Below are 20,119 nucleotides of genomic sequence, written 5' to 3'. Positions count from 1 at the left end.
TATTCAGGTCGCGACAAGCGTTTCGGGTTCATGCGCGGGCAGCACCGTCTCGCCAGGGCGGACAATGGTGAACTGCACCTGTTCGCGGGTCAGGGTCAGTGCGTCACCCTGCTTGCGGGCAAGGGTGAAGTATGAGCTTTCAAGATCGCCACTTTCGGGGAAATCCTCGCGAAAATGCGCGCCGCGTGAGTTTTCGCGCAGCCCCCCCGCCCGCGCGATGACTTCCGAGACCTCGACCAGAGAGGCCATGTTCAGCCAGTCATGCCAGGTCAGGTTAAAAGCGAGGTTTGCCGGGTCAACGCCGGTCTCCATCAGTTCACTGCGGAGTTCTGCGATGCGTCTGACGCCGCGCTGAATCCCGGCGCCGGTGCGCATCACGCCGACATCTTCCCACATCCCCTCCTGCAGCTTGTGGCGCAGAGGCTGGATCCGATCGGCCTTCTTCGAGAACGGATGGCAGGCACGGGCAACTTCCGCCGCTAGCACCGCTTCATCCGGGTCGCGCAAGGACATCTTGCGGATGTCAGCCGCCATAACATCGCCCGCGATACCGCCAAAGACGGTGGAATTCGCGACCCCATTGCCGCCCAGCCGGTTCGAGCCATGCGCGCCGCCGGCATCTTCGCCCGCGACGTAAAGCCCCTCCATCTCGGTGCGGGTATCGGGGTCCACGACCACGCCGCCCATGAAATAATGCGCGGTCGGCACCACCTCGACCTTGCCCGCCGCAAGGTCAAACCCGCTGTCAGCGCAGCGTTTCACCATGCCCGCGAATTTCTTGCGGACATTGTCCGGCCCCAGATGCCCCATCGAGATGAACATGCCGGTCTGGGTCGGGTCGTTGTTCTTCCGCATCTCGGCATAGATGCCGCGGCTGACCACATCGCGGGTCGCCCGCTCGCCGCGCTGGTCATAATCGAACATGAACCGCTCACCGCGCGCGTTCAAAAGCTGCCCGCCCGCACCCCGTAAGCCTTCTTCCAGCACCGTGCCGGTCATGCGGGTGTAATCGCCCGCCAGAAGACCGGTCGGATGGAATTGCACCATCTCCATATCGCGCAAGGGCAGGCCCGCGCGCAGCGCCATCGCCAGCCCGTCCATCGTCTTATCACCCGAGGGCGTATGGTATTTGTACATGGTAGGGCCCCCGCCGGTGCCCATCATCACGGCCTTCGCGCGGACAAAGCGGAAGCGCCCGGTCCGCATGTCGATGAACAGCACCCCCGCCAGAGAGGCGCCGTCTTTCGTCGGCACCAGCCCGATGGCGCGGTGCTCCTGCAGCTTTTGCACCGGCCGTGCCAGCACCTGCTCCATCAGCCGCGAGATGATCTCGATCCCGGTCAGATCGCCCTTATGGACGGTGCGGTCGGCGGTCTGGCCCGCGAAGGCCTTTTGATGCAGCGAGCCGTCCGGGTTGCGGTCAAAGAAACAGCCAACCTCGTTTTCCAGCTCGCGGATGCGGACCACGGCCTGCTCGCAGAGCCGCCAGGCCATATCCTGGTTCGGCAGCCATTTGCCGCCATTGATCGTATCCATGAAGTGGCGCTCAACCGTGTCGCCACCGCCAAGTGCCACGTTATAGCCGCCCTGCACCATCCGCGTGCAGCCGCATTTGCCGATCAGCCCCTTCACCGCCAGGGTGATCCGCGTGCCCGGGGCCGCGCTCTGCGCCGCATGCAGCGCCGCAAACAATCCGGCCCCGCCCGACCCAAGGATCAGGATATCCGTCTCGTCGCGCTCAATCTCAAACCTGGTCATGGGTTATATCGCCCTGAGAAGAAATGTGCCGGAGATCAGAAACGCCCCCGCAATCGCACCGGCGGCCAGGCTTTTCTGCCGCTGCGACCAGGGCAGGAACTCCAGCGCCAGGAGCCGCAGCCCCCCGAAGAAATGCACCGCCAGCAGGAAGACGAGGCCGAATTCCGCGACTTTCGCCAACGGGTTATCGGCAAAGCTGAGGAACTGATCGAGCTGATCGGGATCGGTCAGTGCCAGCGACAGTACCCAGAAATGCGCGGGCAGAAACAAAGCCAGAGCGAAGCCAGAGGCACGGTGCAGCATATAGGCAAGCCAGAGCGGGTGGCGCCGGTGAGGCCCGATCACAGCAGTGTCACGGCCAGAACGGCGCGTGCTCCCATCACGGTCAACAGGGCCATGACGCCCAAGGTGAAGACTTCCAGCAGGCGGCCCCTCAGGCCTGTGACCTCATGCAGGATCACCCGCAGCCCGATGGCCGCATGAACCGAGACCGCCAGCACAAAAGCGCCGTAGAAGAGGAACCAGGGGATCGAGCCTTTGGTGCGGCCAAGGATCTCGGCCGAAGACAACCCGCCCTGGATCGCGTAAATCATCACCGCCAGATGGCCGATCACCAGCGGTCCCATCACCATCGCACTCAGGCGCTGCGCCATATAAAGCCGGATCCCCAGCATCAGCCTTTCCCCCCGAAAAACGACCGCGCCGCCGCGCGTTTCAGCCCGGCGATGGAGCTGAGCGGGTCCAGCTCATTGGGGCAAAACCGGGTGCAGCTGCCCTGGCTGTGGCAATTGGTGCAGCCCCCGGGCCCGGTCACGCTGGCGAGAACCGCTGCGCGGTCGGTGACTTTGACATCGTTGTAAAGCGTCCAGGCCCGTTGTAACGCCGCCGGACCCAGGTAATCGGGATTGCCGGCAACGGTGTCGCAGGCCGCGTAGCAGACCGCGCAATTGATGCATTCAATCGCCTTATTGGCCTCGACCCTGCCCGGATCTTCCGGTCTGACCTGCTGGATCGCGTCGTCGCGGCTGAGGCCCGGTTTATGGACGCCACCCGCCTTGATCCATTTCTCGAAAAACGGGTCCATATCGGCGGCGAGGTCTCGGATCACCGGCAGATTGCGCAGCGGCCCGACGGTCAGCCTGTCGCCGTTCAGCACCTTTTTCACATGGGTCCGGCAGGTCCAGCGCGGCTGGCCATTCACCATCATCGCGCAGGAGCCGCACATGCCGACGCGGCAGGCATAGCGATAGGTCAGCGACGGGTCGAGCTCTTGCTGGATATAGCTCACCACATCCAGCACGGTCTGATTGTCCTGCGCCGGGACCTGAAAGCTCTCGTAAGCGCCCTCGTCTCCGGACCCGCGCCAGACCGACACGTCCATCACCTTTTCGTTCCCGCTCACAGCGCACCTGTTGGCTCTTCCCTTGAACACGGTGTAGCGCATGTTTTTTCTAACACTAAGGAACTAATTTTAAATAATTTAGTAAGCAAAACTTACATTAAACGAGGTCGCCGCATAAAAAGCCCCGCCACAACGGGCGGGGCAAGGGTCTGGCGAAAAGCGAAAAGTCGTTCAGCTGATCAGATGCAGGCCCGCAAGGATGAAACAGGCAAGGAAGATGGTCTCGACCACGACGAGCCAGATGGCAGAGCCACCCACTTCCATCATCTTCACCAGCGAGGTCTTGATCCCCACGGCGGCGATGGCGGTCAAGAGGGCCCAGCGGCTGGCCTGTTCGGCGAACCAGGCGACAGAGGCCGGGATCACGCCAAAGGAATTCAGCGCGGCCAGTACCAGAAACCAGATCACGAATGACGGCAATAAGGGCGGGCGGATGCCGCCGGTACTGTCTTCACCCAGATGCCCGGCGCGGATCACCAGAGAAAACACCAGCACCACCGGCGCCAGCATGGCAACGCGGATCAGCTTGACGACCGTCGCCGTCTCGCCCACCTCCGGGCTGATCGAGAAACCGGCGCCGACGACCTGGGCGACGTCATGGATCGTCCCGCCAAGAAAAACGCCGGATTCCAGGGGCGTAAAGTCGAACCAGCCGGAAAGCGGCGGATAGGCGATCATCGCGACGGTCGACAGGATGGTGACGGCCATCACGGTGAAGGCAAGGTTGCGCTCGGATTTATCGGTGCGCGGCAACACGGCGGCAATCGCCATGGCAGCGGAGGCCCCACAGATCGCCACCGCCCCGCCAGAAAGCAGCGCCATGCGCCAGCCGCGCCCGAAAACCTTTGCGGCCAGCATTGCGAACAGGATCGTGACCGCCACACCCGCGATCACCAGCAGGATCATCCCGGTACCAAGCTTTGTCAGCATCTCGACCGAGATCCGCGCGCCCAGCAGCGCCACGCCAAGGCGCAGCACAGTGCGGGCGGAAAAGCCGATCCCGGCCTCGGTCCGCGTGCCCTGATCGGCAAGGAAGTTCAGCGCGAGCCCCATCAAAAGCGCCATCAGCATCGCCGGCGCGCCGTAATGCTCGGACAGGAACTGCGCGGTCACCGCGACAAGGATCGCAACCGCAATGCCGGGAAACAGAGTATTGGCAGACTGCCATAGCGCCGTACCACGCAGGCCGGCGGGGCGGGTATCAGAGGCCCGCGTTTCGTCGATTTGTGCCATAGCTTTCCGCTCCGGGCTCAGACCGTATTTCACCGGCCCCGCGACGATCGCGGGGCCGGGGTCCTATAGCAGGTCTAGGATCACAGATCAGGCGCTGCGGTAAAGCTTCGTCATCGAGAATTCGCGATGACCGAGCGCTTCGGCGCAGGTCAGACGACCATTCGCGGTGCGGATGATCATCTCGATCAGCGAGTCGCCGGCCTGATCTATGGTCTTCTCGCGGGTCAGCACACCGGTCACATCGACGTCAATATGTTCCGACATGGTGCGAAGCGTGCGCGGATTGCCCGAGATCTTGATCACCGGAACGATCGGATTGCCGACCACATTGCCCTGCCCGGTCGGGAAGGTGTGGATAACATAGCCGCCCGCCGCCATCAGCGTGACACATTCCGCCGCGGCCGAAGAGCTGTCCATGAAATAAAGCCCCGGCCCCTTTGACGGTGCCTCAGCCGGGCCCATCGCATCGATATAGGTCGAAGTGCGGCCGATCTTTTCCAGGTTGCCGAGCGCCTTTTCCTCGATGGTGGTCAGACCGCCGAGGATGTTCCCCTTGGTCGGCTGGCTGTCCGAGAGGTCATCGGTCTGATGCGCAAAGATCACATCATCCGTATAGGCCTGCCAGATCGCTTTGAATTTGGCGGCAGCTTCGGGGGTTGCGGCGCGTTTCTCGCAGATATGCTCGGCCCCGGTGATTTCCGAGGTCTCGCCAAAGCAGCCATAAATGCCCTGGGGAAGCAGCTTGTCATACATATTGCCGACGGTCGGGCAGGAGGAGAGGCCCGTGGTCGTGTCGCTCTCGCCGCATTTGGTCGAGATCCAGAGATCCGAGATCGGGCAGTCTTCTTTCTGCAGCTCGGACGCCCAATGGACATATTCCTTGGCCTTCCAGCTTGCGGCGCGGATGGTCTCGAAATCGCCCTTCTGCTCGATGGAGAAGCCGGTGACGGGCTTGCCTGTTTTGGCGATGCCGTCGACGATGACCTTGGTCCATTCCGGCTCGATCCCGATCACCACCACAGCGGCGACATTGGGGTTGGCGCCGGTGCCGATGATGGTGCGGAAATGCAGCTCGAGGTCTTCACCGAACTGGAGACGCCCGTAAGCATGCGGCAGCGCCATCGTGCCTTTGACGTTGTTTGACACCGCTTCACAGGCGGCGTTCGAGATATCATCCACCGGCAGGATCAGAACATGGTTGCGGACACCGACGCGGCCATTCTCACGCCGCCAGGCTTTCACCGTCGCATTGCTGAAATCGAGTGCCATCTGATCACCACCGTTTCGTTTTGCAGTTATGGGTATGGACGTGGTCGCCGATGCCGGCATCTCCGACCATGCGGCCAATGTCTTCGCCATATTTGGTGACGGTATCGCCCGCCTTGAGCGGCTTCAGCGCGACCTTGTGACCGATCGGGATGTCGGCATTGGCGACAAGGCGGAAGTCCGAATTGTCATGCGTGACGACGCAGATCATCTCGGTGCCGGCTTTCAGGTTCTCGACGACAACCACGCCGACATTGTCCTCGTGATCATGGACCAGAAGTTGCGGGATACTCATGGGCTCCTCCCCGGGATTGCTGTTCTATCCGATGCTCAACTCGTATCATGTACAATTACTCTTATACAAGAGTTATTCTATAATTCTTGTGCACAGATCGGCCCGCGTGATAGCGTCGGGAAAACACCAGGAACCCGAAATGGCCGCACCGCTTTACCAGACCGTGATCGACCGGATCGTCGCCCAGATTTCCTCGGGCGAGCTGCTTCCGGGCTCGATGTTGCCCAGTGAAATGCAGATCGCGGCAGATACCGGCGTGTCGCAGGGCACAGCGCGCAAATCCCTGATGGTGCTGGAACAGCTGGGTATTGTGAAACGTGAACAGGGCCGCGGCACTTTTGTCACCGCCCGCACACCGGATAATGCGCTCTTCAACTTTTTCCGCCTGCGCGAGGCTGACGGGACAATGATTCGCCCCGAGCTGATGAGCGAGGTGGTGACCAGCCGCGCCTCGACCGAAGAGGAGCGGAAGGTGCTCGACGAGGCACCGGCCCGGGTCTACGAGATCCGGCGGCTGCGCAGCCTGAAAGGTGTTCCGAGCATGCTGGAAACCGCGGTGGTTTCGGCAAACCGCTTTGCGGGGCTTGATCTGCGGGCGCCGCTGCCGAACACGCTTTATGTGCTTTATCAGCAGAATTACGGCTGCATCATCCTGCGCGCCGATGAATCGATCACCGCCGCCGAGGCCGATCGCGAAACGGCAAAGGCGCTGAACCTGAAACCCGGCGCCCCGATCCTTTGTATCGACCGGATGGCTTTTGACATCATGGGCCGCGTTGTGGAACGCCGCCGGAGCCTGTGCCGCACCGACGGGCTGGTCTACCAGGTCTCGCTGACCTGAGAAAAAAATGCGGCCGGCACTGGCGGCACACAGCGATCAGTCAAAGCTTGGATCAGTTACCGCCCCGCATTGAATAGCCCCATGTTTTGTGGACGCCTTCTTTGCTAATTTTGAGGCAAGGAGGCCATGATGGGCACAGCCACTTTCAGCGACGACTTCAGGCGCGATGCGGTCGCTCAGATCACGGAGCGGGGCTACCCGGTCAGCGAGGTTTCTGAACGGCTCGGCGTGAGCAAGCACTCGCTCTATGCCTGGAAGCGCAAGTTCGCGAAGACGGCATCAGGCGAGACCGGGAAGGATGGCGAGATCCGCCTGTTGAAGCGGGAGCTGGCCCGGGTTTGCGACGAGCGCGACATCCTAAATCGAGGAGGGTGAGAAAACAGTCCAGTGGACTGTTTTCCCGACGAAGGGCCACCGCGTATTTCGTCAGGGATGCAAAGTGTGTTTCGGCGTGCAACTTTCACCCCCTAACGGGGGCATCGGCGCCCAATTTTGACCCCCCTGATATTTCGTCAGACCGTTCGCTGCGGGTCAGCGGACGGAGGGGGAGATGAAGCAGGTGGATACGATTGCGCGGGTCCGGCGGGCCTTCTACGTGCAGCGCTGGTCGATGAAGAAGATCGTGCGAGAGCTGCACGTCTCCCGGAACACCGTCCGCAAGATCCTGCGGTCGGATGAGACGGACTTCAGCTACGAGCGGACGCATCAGCCGATGCCGCGGATCGGGCCGTGGCAGGACCAGCTTGACCGGCTGCTCGCGGCGAATGCGGGCAAGCCGTCCCGAGAGCGGCTGACGCTGATCCGGATCTTCGAGGAGTTGCGCGCCCTTGGCTATGAAGGCGGCTACGACGCCATCCGTCGCTTTGCCCGCACCTGGTCGCAAAGCCGCGGGACAGCGGCGGCCGAGGCCTATGTGCCGCTTTCTTATGATCCTGGAGAGGCTTACCAGTTCGACCGGAGCCACGAGGTGGTGCTGGTCTCAGGCGTGACCGTCACGATCAAGGTGGCCCATGTCCGCCTCTGCCACAGCCGGATGATGTTCGTTCGGGCCTACCCGCGCGCGAGCCAGGAGCCTCGCCATCGGGCTCGGACCGATGGCGCCCAATGGCTCGATCTTCGACGCGCATGATCGCGCCTTCGCCTTCTTCCGCGGCACCTGCACGCGCGGCATCTGCGACATCGAGCCATGAGCCGCCACTGGTTCAAGGCCATGGCGAGGGAAGACGGCGGTGGAGGCGGTGTTTACCGGCAAAGAACGGCTCTACATCGTCGATCTGCTCGCGGCCAATGCTCTTCTGCGCGAATTCTCTGACCGCCGCCTCAAAGGCGTGATCGCGATCCCAGTGCGGAATGACTGACCGAAGCATTCGCTTCGGCGCGATCCAGCGCCGTGCCGCTTTTTGCGCTGGGATGGCCCAGCCAAAGTGCTGCGCCAATCTGGCGGTTTCCCGGTAGCTGGCACTGAAAGGCGGGCGTTCTTGACGAAAGTGAACCGTCACGAGCGCGCCCATGAAGTCAGAAAACGGCGCGCGTTCGGTCCGGGCAAAAATCGCCAGGCCTAGATCCATAAAGCCAGCCGGGGCGCGCATCGCGCGCGCCTCGGCCAGCGTGGCCTTGAGCCGCGACTCGGCGCTCAGCTCCGGGCAAACAAACAGCGCCACTCTGCGGCGCAGGCGGTAAAGCAGCGGCATCATGCAGCCTCCGGCTTCTGGGGGGATGGGCGGGGAATGTCCTGAGGCCAGGTCAGGTCCGCAGGCCAGTTTTCATCAAACCAATTGAAGGCATGCTTGTACGCGCTCAGACGGCACTCGCCGTCTTCAGCCAGTCTCGTGAAAAATCTTCCGTGTATGCCGACCCTGCCAGCGACCGTGTGCAGGCCCCGCTCAATGTGAGCGGCATAGGTTTGCGCGAGGGTGAGTAGGTGTTGCGTATCCATACCGCACTCTATGCAAAGTTACAGAGGCATTGCAAAGGTAAATATGCAGAGATATGGAAACAGTCCGTTGTAAATTTACCCGGCTTGTGTGGGCTGACGCATTTTGTGTATTTTTGCATAATGATCGAAACCAGCGCACTATTTGCACTTCTGGATGCCCGGCGGGCGGAACTAGGCCTCTCGCAGGCTGAGGTCGGGCGACGAGCATTCGGTCAATCAGACGGATCGGCCTTGCAGAACATTCGAAGAGGCTCATCGCCAACCTTCGATAAGCTGCAGCGGCTTTGTCAGGTGCTCGGCCTTGAAATAACTCTCGACGGGCTAAGCGGTGCTCCAGCATTGCGAAAAACTGAAGCTGTCAGCGAAGATTTCGCTCATGTCCCGTTACACGCTGTGAGCTTGTCGGCAGGGGGAGGCTTCGCCAATGCGTCGGAGCAGCTCGTCGACTACCTGGCATTCCGTAAGGATTGGCTAGGGAAGATCGGCGTTCCACCGGCTTCCGCGGTTCTGGCCAGGGCGGAAGGCGATAGCATGCAACCGTGTATATGGTCAGGGGATCTTGTCCTGATCGACCAGAGCAAGACGTGTTTGCCAGCGCGAAAAATGGATGGCAAAAGCCAGCGCGGCTCGATTTTTGCGTTCATCGAAGACGGCCATGCGCGCATAAAGCGTATCGATAGAGCTTCTGATGCTGAGCTGCTGCTGATTTCTGACAATCCTGACTACGGGCCACAGTTTGCGAAAATTGAAACCATCAGCATCATCGGCAAGGTGATGTGGTGGGGGCATACAAATAGGGAATAGTGAGATGGGAACCGTTACATGCGCGCGTTGCGGGAGCTTTGTGCAGTCTGCAAAAATGCAGGGCGTCTCCTGTTTGCCGTGCGTTCGCCTAGCCGAGGATCAGATTGCAAGAGAGCAGGCAGCGGCCTTGGACGCTGAGAAAAAACGCGCGCAAGAAATCGCTGCTCAATCTCAATCGGACGCGATGGCGCGCATCATTCTGACAACAGAAACTGCTCACAACCTTCCCGTTGGCCAACGCTTGGACATAGTGACCGCCGAGGTGGTCATAGGCATGCACCTGTTCAAAGACATAGCATCGGCGTTCCGAGATACGTTCGGCGGGCGGAGCGCGACGATGCAGCAGGGCCTTCGGGATGCCCGAAAGACAGCGCTTGATGAGCTGAGGCTCGAAGCGCATGCACTTGGTGCAGACGCTGTTGTTGGGGTTGATCTGGACTACTCCGAGATCAGCGGTGGCGGGAAAAGCATGCTCTTTCTGGTTGCCAGCGGCACGGCTGTGACCCTCAACAAGGCGGCGAGCGGGCAGGAATCTGTTGTAGGTTCACCCACGGCGCAGCCCGACAGCTACAGATTATAAGCTACTGAATTTTAAACAATTTAGCGAACATACAACCGGCGCGGCAAACTTACGGGGAAATTTGTAGGTTCCGCTCCTGGCATCCTCGGCTAACAACGCGCCACGGACGTCTTATCTGCCTGATTTCGTGCTATCTTACGCTGCAACCGTTCTGGCCAGCTCTCGCCGACCTTCCGGCTTCAAGGCCTCTTAAAAGGCCATTTTGGGGCCTTCCTGCATGACACGCCGGTTTGGCCTGTTTTCAAGCTTCGAGCTTGCGGAAACCCCTGATTTTGTTGGCCTGTCCGGGTTCTTCCGGTTTCATCCGGTCTGTTCCGGGTTCCTGAAAGAATGAGTGTCACACGTCAGCCAGTCCGCAACGTCAAGGAGAGTTCGCTGCGCCCGACTCGGGCAACGAGGCGGCGCGGAACGCTCATGCGGAAGTAGAAGACCGCTCCGCGTCTGACGAGTCGTGATGTGGTGCCCATCCTTGGCCCCCGCTGTAGCAGTGTGCTGTAGCAGGAACAGGCTCGACCAGATTTTCCTTGAAAATAACGTTGGCGTTCAATGCCTTGAAGGCCAAGTGGCGGAGACGAAGGGATTCGAACCCTCGAGACCCTTCCGGGCCTGCACCCTTAGCAGGGGTGTGCCTTCGACCACTCGGCCACATCTCCACCGCCTCGTATATTGAGCGAAGGCCGGATAAACAAGGGCTTTTTCACCGGGCCAAAGTCATGCGGACATCGCCTCCGTCCGGCAGGAATTCTCCGGCTGTTCAGGGGGGATCGCCTATATGTCGCGGCTGCACCTGCAGAAAAGCACAATTTATGGGGGCGCCCTGCGCCAGTTCACGCAAAGCCGCAGAAGATCGCAGGGCACCGGTTGCAGACGTTCGCCCTTCCCCGAAACAAAGTGGCCTTGTCACACGTCAACGGTGCTTCAGCGCAGACGGTCCATCACCCGCACCAGCGCTTCGGAAATGCCGGGCTCCGACAGCGCGTGACCGGCCAGGGGCACGAAATGCACCCGCGCTTTGGTCCAGCCTTCGGCGAGGCTCCAGGCCGACAGCGGCGGGCAGACCATGTCATAGCGCCCCTGCACAATATCGGTGTCGATATGTGCGATCCGGACGCGGTTCTGCACGATCCAGTCGTCCTGCTCCAGAAATCCGCCATTGGTAAAATAATGGTTCTCGAGCCGGGCAAAGGCATGGGCGTAATCGGCGGGGCTTTCGCCCATCCAGCCGTCACTGCTGATCGAGGCCAGCGCATTTTCCCAGCCCGACCAGATCCGCGCGTAGCGGATTTCCGTCGTCCGGTCGCCCGAAAAGAGCCGCCGGTGATAGGCCGCGATCAGATCGCCGCGCTCTTCCTCCGGGATCGGATCGATGAAACGCTGCCACAGCTCGGGGAAAAACGTCCCCGCGCCGCCGCCGTAGAACCAGTTGAGCTCGCGCCGCGTCATTAGGAAGACCCCGCGCAGCACCAGGTTCGAAACGCGGTCGGGATGGGTGATGGCGGTGATCAGCGCGAGCGTCGCCCCCCAGCTGCCGCCAAAAGCGATATAGCGCTCGATGCCAAGCGCCTCGCGGATGCGCTCGACATCGGCGACCAGATCCCAGGTCGTGTTGCGGATCACCGAGGCGCGGGGCATCGACCTGCCGCAGCCGCGCTGATCGAACAACACCACCCGGTAATGACGAGGGTCGAAATAGCGCCGCATCAGCGGGCTGCAGCCGCCGCCGGGACCGCCGTGAAAGACAATGACCGGAACCCCATCCGGATTGCCGCATTGTTCAACATAGACCTGATGGCCGTCGCCCATATCCATCATACGCTGGTCGAAGGGCTCGACCGGCGGGTAAAGGAAGTCCGACGCGCGTTTTTGTCCTGATCTCTGGTCCATTGCGGTCTATATAACGTGATGAAAAGACAAAGTCGAACGAGGACATGCGATGTCAGCCGCAAGCACTATCGATCCTGCCGAGGTCGCAAAGTTCCAGGCCATGGCAGAGGAATGGTGGGATCCGAAAGGTAAATTCCGCCCGCTGCATCTGATGAACCCCTGCCGGTTAGACTATATCACCAGCCAGATTGCCGGCGAATTCGGCCGGGATCTGACGGCACCGCGCGCTTTTGACGGGTTGCGTCTCCTCGATATCGGCTGCGGTGGCGGGCTGTTGTCCGAGCCGATGGCGCGGCTGGGGGCTGATGTGACCGGCGCCGATGCGGCCGAACGCAACATCCCGGTGGCCCGCGTCCATGCCGAGACCCAGGGCCTCCGGATCGACTATCGCCACACCACCGCCGAGGCGCTGGCCGCAGAGGGTGAGCGGTATGACGTGGTGCTGAATATGGAAGTGGTCGAACATGTTGCCGATCCTCTGGCCTATCTGACCGCATGCCAGCAGCTGTTGAAGCCCGGCGGGCTGATGATCTGCTCGACCATGAACCGCAATACGAAAAGCTTCGCCATGGCGATCATTGGGGCCGAATGGATCATGCGCTGGCTGCCGAAAGGCACGCATGACTGGGCGAAATTCATCACGCCGGATGAGCTTTATGATCTGATCGGCCGCGCCGGGCTTGACCCGGTGGATCGCAAGGGGATGGTTTTTAACCCGGTCTCCTGGCGCTGGAGCCTGTCTTCGCGCGATCTTACGGTCAATTATGTTACGGCGAGTGTGAAACGGTGAAAGCAGTGGTGTTCTGGCTGGTCCTTGGTCTTGTTGTGGTCTGGGCTGCGGCGGCGTTCTGGGTGCAATTCCCGCATGCACGCCCGCTGGCACTGGCCGGTCTGGGACTTGCGGTCCTCCTGGTGGCCTGGGCGCGGCTGGGGCCCGGCTGGGGCTGGACCGGGCTTGCCGTGCTGCTGATCCTGGTCCTGGGCTGGTTTTTCAGCCTGCAGCCGCGCCAGGACCGCGACTGGGCGCCTGATGTGGCGCATATCGTCAAGGGCGAGGCCGAGGGCAGCCTGGTTCATCTGGAAAACATCCGCACTTTTCGCTGGAAGACCGCCGATGAGGCCGTTGAGGGCTGGACCAGCCGCACCGTCGATCTGGCGAAGCTCGACGGGGTCGATATGATCACCTCCTCCTGGGGCAATCCGAAAATCGCGCATCTGTTGGTCAGCTTCCGGTTCCAGGACGGCGCGCCGTTGACCTTCTCGGTCGAGATCCGCCGCGAGAAAGGCGAGAGTTTCTCTGCCCTGGGCGGATTTTTCCGCCAGTTCGAGCTGTCGCTGATCGCCGCTGATGAGGCGGATATCGTGCAATGGCGTGCGGTGCCGCGCGCTGAAGAAGTGCATCTTTATCCGCTGGATCTGACCCAGGATCAGCAAATCGCGGTCTTCCTTGGCTTTCTCAGGCTGGGCAATGACCTGAACGACCGGCCCGTCTGGTATAATACCGTAACCGCGAATTGTGCCTCGGTGGTGTGGACGCTGGCGCGGGTGCTGTCTTCCGATCTGCCGCTGGACCGCAGCCTCGTGATGCCGGGCCTGCTGCCGGAATATCTCGACCGCCTCGGTGCCCTTGCAGGAACAGGCACGCTGGACGAAAAGCGCGCCCGCGCGCTGATCTCGCCGCGCGCGCGTGAAATGCCGCCGGGCGAAGATTTCTCGACATGGATCCGGCAATGAAGGCGCTGCGCCGGATCTGGCGCTTTATCACGGCGGTGATCGAGCGGATGACCGATGGCCATTTCGGCCTCGTCGCCGCCGGAGTGGCCTTTTACGCCATGTTCGCGGTCTTTCCAGGCCTTGCGGCAGTGGTGGCGATCTGGGGGATGATGGCCGATCCGGTGGTGATCGCGGGCTATCTTCAGGTGGCCGAGCGGTTTTTGCCCCCCGATGCCAGCGCGTTGATCCATGATCAGGTCATGGGGCTGGTCAATGCGCCGCGCACGACGCTGGGCTGGGCCACGGTCCTTTCGCTGCTGGTCGCGCTTTATTCGTCGCGCAACGGGGTTTCGGCGCTGGTCCAGGGGCTTGATGTGGTGCATCGCGCGGTACCGCGCTCCTGGCTGGGTGGCATGGCGCGGGATTTTGTTCTGACGCTCGCGCTGATCGGTGCGCTGATTGGCACGCTGGCGACGGTGGTGGTGGTGCCGATCCTCCTGTCCTGGATGCCGCTGGATGACTTTGCCCCGCGGCTGAGCCGCCTTTTGCCCTGGGCGGCGATGCTGCTGCTGGTGCTGATCTGCCTCTCGATCCTCTATCGTTACGGCCCCAATGTACCCCGGAACGAGCGTTCGCGCTGGTTCTCGGGCGGGGTCATTTTCGCGACCCTGGCCTGGGCGGGGGTCTCGATGGGCTTCTCGCTCTATCTCGAGAATTTCAACAGTTACAACAGGATCTATGGCTCTATCGGGGCCGCGGTGATCCTGATGATGTGGCTCTACCTCTCGGTCTGGGCCATCCTTGCGGGCGGGGCGATCAATGCGGAGCTGGACCAGGCGCGCCGCATCCGGCGCCAGATGGGACGGATCGGCTGAGCCCCGCGCTCATGGCACCAGCCTGATCCAGAGCGGAAAGCTGCGCGACGCGGCGCTGGCGGCATCCGAGAGCGGATCCTCCGGTGCCGGGCGCAGGATCCCCGCCTCAGCCACCTCAGACGCGGCATCGGGCAGGATCACCGCCGTGCGCAGGCCTCCGGTTGGCGCAAAGACTGCCGTGTCCAGCGCCGGATCACCAAGCTGACCCGGATCTGCCGGTGCAAAAGCCGCACGCGGTGCCGGGTCCTGCAGCGCGGAATGCGCAATCAGGCTGCGGATCGCATCATGTCTTCCATCCCCGTCAACAGGGTCGAGATTGCTGATCCCCATCACCACAAAGGGGGGAACCGGCGGTGCCCATGGCAGCCGCCCCTCGATCAACGCGGTCCAGAAGGCGGTCTCATCATGGTTGCGCCGCGCATTCACCTCGACCGGGGCACCGAAAACCGGCGCCGAGCCATGCCAGGTCAACAGCCGCAGCCGCCTGCCATCGGGGAGGATCAGCGGCACCTCCCAATGGCCGGTGGTCGAGAGCCGCAGCACCTCGCGCGCCTCTGAAGGCAGCGATTGCGGCCAGAGCGCGCCGGGAAGATCGGCCCAGAGAAAGGCGCTGAAATCGCGCGCAGCGGCGCTGTCAGTCGGGAGTTTCGACAGGATCACCATGCCGGACTGCCCGGCGAAATAGCCCCAGCCCTGGGCATCGCCCGGCCCGCCGCGCCGCCCGTCAAGATCCAGATCAAGACAGGTCGCGACACCCCGATTGGGCCGCAGCGCGAAGAGATGCGGATAATCCGGCCCGATCAGGGCCAGCCGGTCGGCAAAATGCCGCGCCGCCAGCAGCCCGTGGTCATAATCGAACCCTGCCAGCAGGATCACATCGGCATCAAGATGTGCCAGCACCCGCAGCGCCGCCTCGATCTGAGCATCTTTGCCACTGACGATGTCGCGCAGCAAAAGGCCAGGGCCCCGGCGCTCCAGTTCGATGTTCCACACCGCAAGTTTCACCCCCGTCTCGGCCAGCGCAGCAGAGACGGGCAACAGGATCAGGCAAAGCCAGGCGATCAGATGACCGCAACAATGCCCGGATGTGTGGGCGGCAGATTGGCGACGCGGCGCTGCCGGATCATGGCCGCGATCCGCCCCATGGCGACGCCGCGCATCAAAAGAGAAGCCGGAATGAATGCCCATGCCGCCATCGTCCAGATCAGGGTCTGCGGCGAGGTGAGGGTTACCGGATCAAACCCGCCCGAGACCAAAATCACCACTGCCGGGATCAGGAATGGCAGCAGAAAGCCTAAGGAAAGGTTAAGACGCGCGTCCCGCTCAAGCCGGTCCACCACATCGCCGCCGGCTGTCGGCTCGAATGTTGGCAGATTCACCCAGACATTGAAATCCTTGTAGCGTGACGGCCAGCCTTTCAGCTTGAAGATCACAACGAAGAAAGCCAGCGAAATCAGCGAGATGATATAGGCCGTTCCGGCGGCGCTGCGGACAGCCGACATATCGGCCGGGCTCGCATTTTCCGACATCATCATCGAGGCAAGGCGGACGGGCGAATAGGGAAAGTCGAGCGAATGCCCGATCAACAGGCCAAGCGCTTCGAACAGGCGGGTAAAGGAAGTAGGAGCGATATTGGCCGCCTCGATCACCGACAGAATGAAAACGGTGAGAAACAGCGCGAGGAAACGGATGCGGTTAAAGGGTGGCGCGTCGCGGAATTCGACCAGGCTCGGATAGACGGCATTGTATTCGGCAAAGGTCAGGGCACCGCCGAACAAAGCGATCAGCGCCACCATCTGCTGCGTATCAGGCCCCGTCCCCGGCAGGATCACCGAGGGTGTGGCGATGAGAAGCATCACCAGAAATGCGCGCACAAGGGCGCCGGTCAGTCGTGAGACCACTGCCTTCACTTCCTCAACATGGACGGAAGCGATACGATGCCGCCTCCTGTTTCCCATGATCCCGCCGACATTATGGCGGATCGCCTCAATTTTGTCCAACTTTTGCCTACTTTCGCCGAGTGAAGCAACTATCATCCTCATGAGACCCTGGCCCTGTGGCCGAAACAGGGCAAAGATGTTGCAAGAATGGAGCAAAAGCGACAATCCCCGGTGAAACCGGAAGAAAAAATCACGCGAATTCAACAGATCGACAAAAAACGCGGCACCCCGGGGGATGCCGCGCTGAAATCAACCGCGTCGGGATTGCCCCGGCAAGACTTAGAGGGGCCAGACGTCAGGCCCAGGGCCGGGCGGCCGCGTTTTGCTTCTCGAATGTGTCGATTGCCGAGACTTTCTCCATCGTGAGCCCGATATCATCGAGCCCGTTCAGGAGGCAGTGCTTTTTGAACGCGTCCACCTCGAAGGCAAAGCTCTTGCCATCCGAGGCCGAAACCGTCTGGTTCTCAAGATCCACGGTGATGCGGGCATTGGCGCCCTTTTTCGCGTCATCCATCAGATAGTCGACCGCGTCTTGCGGCAGGATGATCGGCAGGATGCCGTTCTTGAAGCAGTTATTGTAGAAAATATCCGCAAAAGAGGTCGAGATCACAGAGCGGATCCCGAAATCCAGCAATGCCCAGGGCGCGTGCTCGCGCGAGGAGCCGCAGCCGAAATTATCGCCCGCGACGATGATCTGGCTTTCACGATATGCCGGCTGGTTCAGCACGAAATCCGGAATTTCCTTGCCGTCGAGCGTGTAGCGCATCTCGTCAAACAGGTTCACGCCGAGGCCCGACCGCTTGATCGTCTTCAGGAATTGCTTCGGGATGATCATATCGGTGTCGATATTCACAAGCGGCATCGGCGCCGCAATCCCGGTGATGGTGGTGAATTTATCCATTGGGGCTACCTATTGGAGTTTTCGCAGCGCGATGCCCATCGCGATCAGGGCGGCGCCGACAGAGAGAAGTTCGATGGCCAGAAGCGTTCCAAGCAGGATCGCGCTGGCTGCGGGAAGGAAGAAAAGGACATAGAGCCCAAGCCCGACCGAAAGCAGCCCCGTCAGGATCAGGACCCAGAAGCCCTGACCTGCGGATGTTCCGAGACGGAAGGCCCAGACCAGCCGCAACACACCGGTCGCGAAGAACAGCGCTCCTGCCATGATCGTCAGCGAAATCAGGCCCGCCAGCGGGTTGGCCAGCAGCCAGACGCCCAGCACCAGCTGCATCAGCGCCAGCAGCATCAGCCAGCCGCGCGATGGCAGCTCTTTGTCCGAAAAGGCGGCAAAGAGCCCCAGCGCACCCGAAATCAGGAAGGCGAGGCCCACAAACACCGCCACCGCCAATGAGGCAGGAAGCGGAAAGATCAGTGCGATAAGCCCGGCTATTACGGCGAGCACACCTGCAAGAATGCTGGTTGTGGAACCCTTCATGACGACTGTCCTTTGACTGTGTGAAATCAGGCGGTTTCCGCCATGATATCACGGATATCGGTCAGGTGGCCGGTAATCGCCGCTGCGGCCGCCATCACCGGCGACATCAGATGCGTACGGCCGCCACGACCCATCCGGCCCTCGAAATTGCGGTTCGAAGTGGCAGCGCAGCGCTCGCCCGGGGCCAGCTGGTCTGGGTTCATGCCCAGACACATCGAGCACCCGGCCAGACGCCATTCGAAGCCGGCATCGGTGAAGATCTGCGCCAGCCCCTCTTCCTCGGCCTGGAGCCGCACGAGGCCCGACCCCGGAACGACCATGCCACGGACGCCCGGCGCCAGTTTACGGCCTTTGAGGATCCCTGCTGCGGCGCGAAGGTCTTCGATCCGCCCATTGGTGCAGGACCCGATGAACACCGCATCGACCTTTACATCGGTCAGCTTCATGCCCGGCGTCAGGCCCATATAGTCGATGGAGCGCTGTGCGGCCTCGACCTTGCCGCCCTGGAAATCGGCGGCAAAGGGCACAGTCGCGGTGATCGGCAGCACGTCTTCGGGCGAGGTGCCCCAGGTCACGACCGGCGCGATATCTTCGCCTTTGATCGTGATGATCTTGTCGAAATGCGCCCCCTCATCGGTGAAGAGGGTTTTCCAGTACGAGACCGCAGCCTCCCATTTCGCGCCTTTCGGCGCATGAGGGCGGCCCATGCAATAGGCGAATGTCTTCTCATCCGGCGCGATAAGGCCAGCGCGGGCGCCGCCTTCGATGGCCATGTTGCAGACGGTCATGCGGCCTTCCATCGAAAGCTCGCGGATCGCTTCACCGCAATATTCAATGACATAGCCGGTACCACCGGCGGTGCCGGTCTTGCCGATCACGGCAAGGGTGATGTCCTTCGCGGTCACACCGGGCAGCAATTTGCCGGTGATCTCGACCTTCATGTTTTTCGATTTCTTCTGGATCAGCGTCTGCGTCGCCAGAACATGTTCGACCTCGGACGTGCCTATGCCATGCGCGAGGCTGCCGAAAGCACCATGGGTCGCGGTATGGCTGTCGCCGCAAACCACGGTCATGCCCGGCAGCGTCCAGCCCTGCTCCGGGCCGACGATATGCACGATACCCTGGCGAATATCGGTCACCGGATAGTAAACCACGCCGAATTCACGGGCATTCTTGTCCAGCGCATCGACCTGGATGCGTGATTCCTCATTGTCGATATGGGTCTCACGGCCCTCGGTCGTGGGCACGTTATGGTCGGGCACCGCGATGGTTTTCTCCGGCGCGCGCACTTTGCGGCCGGTCATCCGCAGCCCTTCGAACGCCTGGGGGCTGGTGACTTCATGCACCAGATGGCGGTCGATATACAGAAGACAGGTGCCGTCTTCAGAAGTATGGACGACGTGGTCGTCCCAGATCTTGTCGTAGAGTGTTCTCGGAGCGGCCGATTTAGGGGCGGTCATGGCTCTCACCTTTTGGGATAGCTTGTCAGATTGTCTGGTTCACGAGGTCCGGCGGCATCTGGGCAGGTAATCCCGCCCGCCGCGTCAAAGACGTGCGAGAATGTTGCGGGTCGCGCCGAAAAACCGCGCCGGAAGACGCGCATGATCGGTGATGTTGAAATAGATGAACCCTTGCATAAGCTGGTATCTAGCCCCGAATCCTGTCTCAGGCAAGGGTCGGGCCAGATGCGGCCATGGGGAAGGCGGCCAGACCCCGTCTGACGCGGGATGGGAGGCGCGCTCGGGCTATTTCAACGGCAAGAATCACGACGGGCGGACGCTCGGGATGACCAGGCCGCTGATCCTGGCCGTCCAAAGCGAGACCTGGCGGTTCTGGATGCCGGGTTCGACCGCGGACAGGCAGATGAAGCTCCCGGTCCTGGGCAGGAAGGGGATCACCTTCGATGAGATGCCCCGCCCGCGCGGCCTTGCGCTTCAAGCCGGCAATCCGGATCACCCGCCCCCGCGGTCAGCAGCGATAAAGGCGCTGACAGAGCGGGTTGCACCGCGGCGCGAAGATCTGCCCGCCTCGGTGGGCGGGCGGCCAATGGCGGGTCACGTGATGGTCTGGCGCTGCCATTCGGGCACCCGGGCCGAAGTTGCGGCCTTCGCGCTCTGAGCCCTCCGCCGCCACCGCGATGCGACCTGATCCGTCGAATGT

Annotated in this window: 21 protein-coding genes, 1 tRNA gene and 2 pseudogenes; 9 read left to right on the top strand and 15 right to left on the bottom strand. The window is 61.7% G+C overall.

The features are described 5' to 3' along the window. Positions 1-3: 3 nt before the first annotated feature. The 7 genes from QNO18_RS04865 to QNO18_RS04835 form a co-directional block, all read right to left on the bottom strand. Positions 4-1,758, bottom strand: a complete 1,755-nt coding sequence (locus tag QNO18_RS04865; protein ID WP_283176768.1) for an FAD-binding protein — start codon at positions 1,756-1,758, stop codon at positions 4-6. 3 nt (positions 1,759-1,761) lie between these two features. After that, the gene (gene sdhC / locus QNO18_RS04860; protein WP_283176767.1) at positions 1,762-2,103 is read right to left on the bottom strand and encodes a succinate dehydrogenase, cytochrome b556 subunit; all 342 of its coding nucleotides are present in this window, start codon (positions 2,101-2,103) and stop codon (positions 1,762-1,764) included. Next, positions 2,100-2,432 (bottom strand): succinate dehydrogenase, encoded by a 333-nt coding sequence (locus QNO18_RS04855; RefSeq protein WP_283176766.1) that lies wholly within the window; start codon positions 2,430-2,432, stop codon positions 2,100-2,102. The genes sdhC and QNO18_RS04855 overlap by 4 nt, the downstream gene beginning before the upstream one ends. Continuing rightward, the gene (locus tag QNO18_RS04850) at positions 2,432-3,139 is read right to left on the bottom strand and encodes a 2Fe-2S iron-sulfur cluster-binding protein (RefSeq protein WP_283178746.1); all 708 of its coding nucleotides are present in this window, start codon (positions 3,137-3,139) and stop codon (positions 2,432-2,434) included. Before QNO18_RS04850 ends, QNO18_RS04855 begins: the two co-directional genes overlap by 1 nt. A gap of 192 nt (positions 3,140-3,331) precedes the next feature. Beyond that, positions 3,332-4,393 carry a putative sulfate exporter family transporter gene (locus QNO18_RS04845; protein WP_283176765.1) on the bottom strand — a complete coding sequence of 354 codons (1,062 nt, stop codon included), beginning with the start codon at positions 4,391-4,393 and terminating at the stop codon, positions 3,332-3,334. 87 nt (positions 4,394-4,480) lie between these two features. Then, the gene (locus QNO18_RS04840) at positions 4,481-5,662 is read right to left on the bottom strand and encodes a UxaA family hydrolase (protein ID WP_198837391.1); all 1,182 of its coding nucleotides are present in this window, start codon (positions 5,660-5,662) and stop codon (positions 4,481-4,483) included. A 4-nt stretch (positions 5,663-5,666) separates the two neighbouring features. Beyond that, positions 5,667-5,954, bottom strand: coding sequence for a UxaA family hydrolase (locus QNO18_RS04835; RefSeq protein ID WP_198837392.1), 288 nt, complete (start codon positions 5,952-5,954; stop codon positions 5,667-5,669). Between the two features lie 139 nt (positions 5,955-6,093). Between QNO18_RS04835 and QNO18_RS04830 the strand changes: the two genes are divergently transcribed. From QNO18_RS04830 to QNO18_RS04820, 3 genes and pseudogenes are all read left to right on the top strand, one after another. Further along, on the top strand, positions 6,094-6,795 hold the full coding sequence (locus QNO18_RS04830; protein ID WP_283176764.1) for a GntR family transcriptional regulator: 702 nt from the start codon (positions 6,094-6,096) through the stop codon (positions 6,793-6,795). Positions 6,796-6,924: 129 nt separating this feature from the next. Beyond that, positions 6,925-7,167 (top strand): annotated as a pseudogene (locus QNO18_RS04825) (transposase); the annotation flags it as partial. A gap of 178 nt (positions 7,168-7,345) precedes the next feature. Then, a pseudogene (locus QNO18_RS04820) lies at positions 7,346-8,060 on the top strand (hypothetical protein); the annotation flags it as partial. Here QNO18_RS04820 and QNO18_RS04815 read toward each other — a convergent pair. Beyond that, positions 7,998-8,306 carry a DNA-binding domain-containing protein gene (locus QNO18_RS04815; protein WP_283178745.1) on the bottom strand — a complete coding sequence of 103 codons (309 nt, stop codon included), beginning with the start codon at positions 8,304-8,306 and terminating at the stop codon, positions 7,998-8,000. The pseudogene QNO18_RS04820 and the gene QNO18_RS04815 overlap by 63 nt on opposite strands. 413 nt (positions 8,307-8,719) lie before the next feature. Between QNO18_RS04815 and QNO18_RS04810 the strand changes: the two genes are divergently transcribed. Together QNO18_RS04810 and QNO18_RS04805 are read left to right on the top strand one after the other, a co-directional pair. Then, positions 8,720-9,535 carry a S24 family peptidase gene (locus tag QNO18_RS04810; protein ID WP_283176763.1) on the top strand — a complete coding sequence of 272 codons (816 nt, stop codon included), beginning with the start codon at positions 8,720-8,722 and terminating at the stop codon, positions 9,533-9,535. A gap of 127 nt (positions 9,536-9,662) precedes the next feature. After that, the gene (locus tag QNO18_RS04805) at positions 9,663-10,115 is read left to right on the top strand and encodes a YbjQ family protein (protein WP_283176762.1); all 453 of its coding nucleotides are present in this window, start codon (positions 9,663-9,665) and stop codon (positions 10,113-10,115) included. 563 nt (positions 10,116-10,678) lie between these two features. Here QNO18_RS04805 and QNO18_RS04800 read toward each other — a convergent pair. After that, a tRNA-Ser gene (locus tag QNO18_RS04800) sits at positions 10,679-10,768 on the bottom strand. 265 nt (positions 10,769-11,033) lie between these two features. Further along, positions 11,034-11,999, bottom strand: coding sequence for a prolyl aminopeptidase (gene pip, locus QNO18_RS04795; protein ID WP_283176761.1), 966 nt, complete (start codon positions 11,997-11,999; stop codon positions 11,034-11,036). A gap of 49 nt (positions 12,000-12,048) precedes the next feature. Here pip and ubiG point away from each other — a divergent pair, with 49 nt between their 5' ends. From ubiG to QNO18_RS04780, 3 genes are read left to right on the top strand one after another with little or no spacing between them, the layout of a single operon-like run. After that, positions 12,049-12,789, top strand: a complete 741-nt coding sequence (gene ubiG / locus QNO18_RS04790; RefSeq protein ID WP_283176760.1) for a bifunctional 2-polyprenyl-6-hydroxyphenol methylase/3-demethylubiquinol 3-O-methyltransferase UbiG — start codon at positions 12,049-12,051, stop codon at positions 12,787-12,789. 8 nt (positions 12,790-12,797) lie between these two features. Beyond that, the gene (locus QNO18_RS04785; RefSeq protein WP_283176759.1) at positions 12,798-13,733 is read left to right on the top strand and encodes a DUF4105 domain-containing protein; all 936 of its coding nucleotides are present in this window, start codon (positions 12,798-12,800) and stop codon (positions 13,731-13,733) included. After that, complete coding sequence (locus QNO18_RS04780; protein ID WP_283176758.1) at positions 13,730-14,587, top strand: YihY/virulence factor BrkB family protein; 858 nt, start codon at positions 13,730-13,732, stop codon at positions 14,585-14,587. Before QNO18_RS04785 ends, QNO18_RS04780 begins: the two co-directional genes overlap by 4 nt. Positions 14,588-14,596: 9 nt before the next feature. Here the strand turns inward: QNO18_RS04780 and QNO18_RS04775 are convergent, their stop codons facing one another. From QNO18_RS04775 to leuC, 5 genes are all read right to left on the bottom strand, one after another. Continuing rightward, entirely contained in the window at positions 14,597-15,592 is a 996-nt protein-coding gene (locus QNO18_RS04775) for an endonuclease/exonuclease/phosphatase family protein (protein ID WP_283176757.1), read from the bottom strand. 56 nt (positions 15,593-15,648) lie between these two features. After that, positions 15,649-16,545 carry a hypothetical protein gene (locus QNO18_RS04770; RefSeq protein ID WP_283178744.1) on the bottom strand — a complete coding sequence of 299 codons (897 nt, stop codon included), beginning with the start codon at positions 16,543-16,545 and terminating at the stop codon, positions 15,649-15,651. Positions 16,546-16,822: 277 nt separating this feature from the next. Then, the gene (gene leuD / locus QNO18_RS04765; protein WP_249496026.1) at positions 16,823-17,428 is read right to left on the bottom strand and encodes a 3-isopropylmalate dehydratase small subunit; all 606 of its coding nucleotides are present in this window, start codon (positions 17,426-17,428) and stop codon (positions 16,823-16,825) included. Positions 17,429-17,437: 9 nt separating this feature from the next. Continuing rightward, entirely contained in the window at positions 17,438-17,959 is a 522-nt protein-coding gene (locus QNO18_RS04760) for a DUF308 domain-containing protein (protein ID WP_283176756.1), read from the bottom strand. 26 nt (positions 17,960-17,985) lie between these two features. Next, entirely contained in the window at positions 17,986-19,419 is a 1,434-nt protein-coding gene (gene leuC / locus QNO18_RS04755; RefSeq protein ID WP_283176755.1) for a 3-isopropylmalate dehydratase large subunit, read from the bottom strand. Between the two features lie 403 nt (positions 19,420-19,822). Here leuC and QNO18_RS04750 point away from each other — a divergent pair, with 403 nt between their 5' ends. After that, positions 19,823-20,077, top strand: a complete 255-nt coding sequence (locus tag QNO18_RS04750) for a hypothetical protein (protein ID WP_283176754.1) — start codon at positions 19,823-19,825, stop codon at positions 20,075-20,077. Positions 20,078-20,119 lie beyond the last annotated feature (42 nt).

The organism is Gemmobacter sp. 24YEA27, assembly GCF_030052995.1.
Lineage (GTDB): Bacteria > Pseudomonadota > Alphaproteobacteria > Rhodobacterales > Rhodobacteraceae > Pseudogemmobacter.
This window is presented reverse-complemented; position numbering and strand designations above follow the sequence as displayed.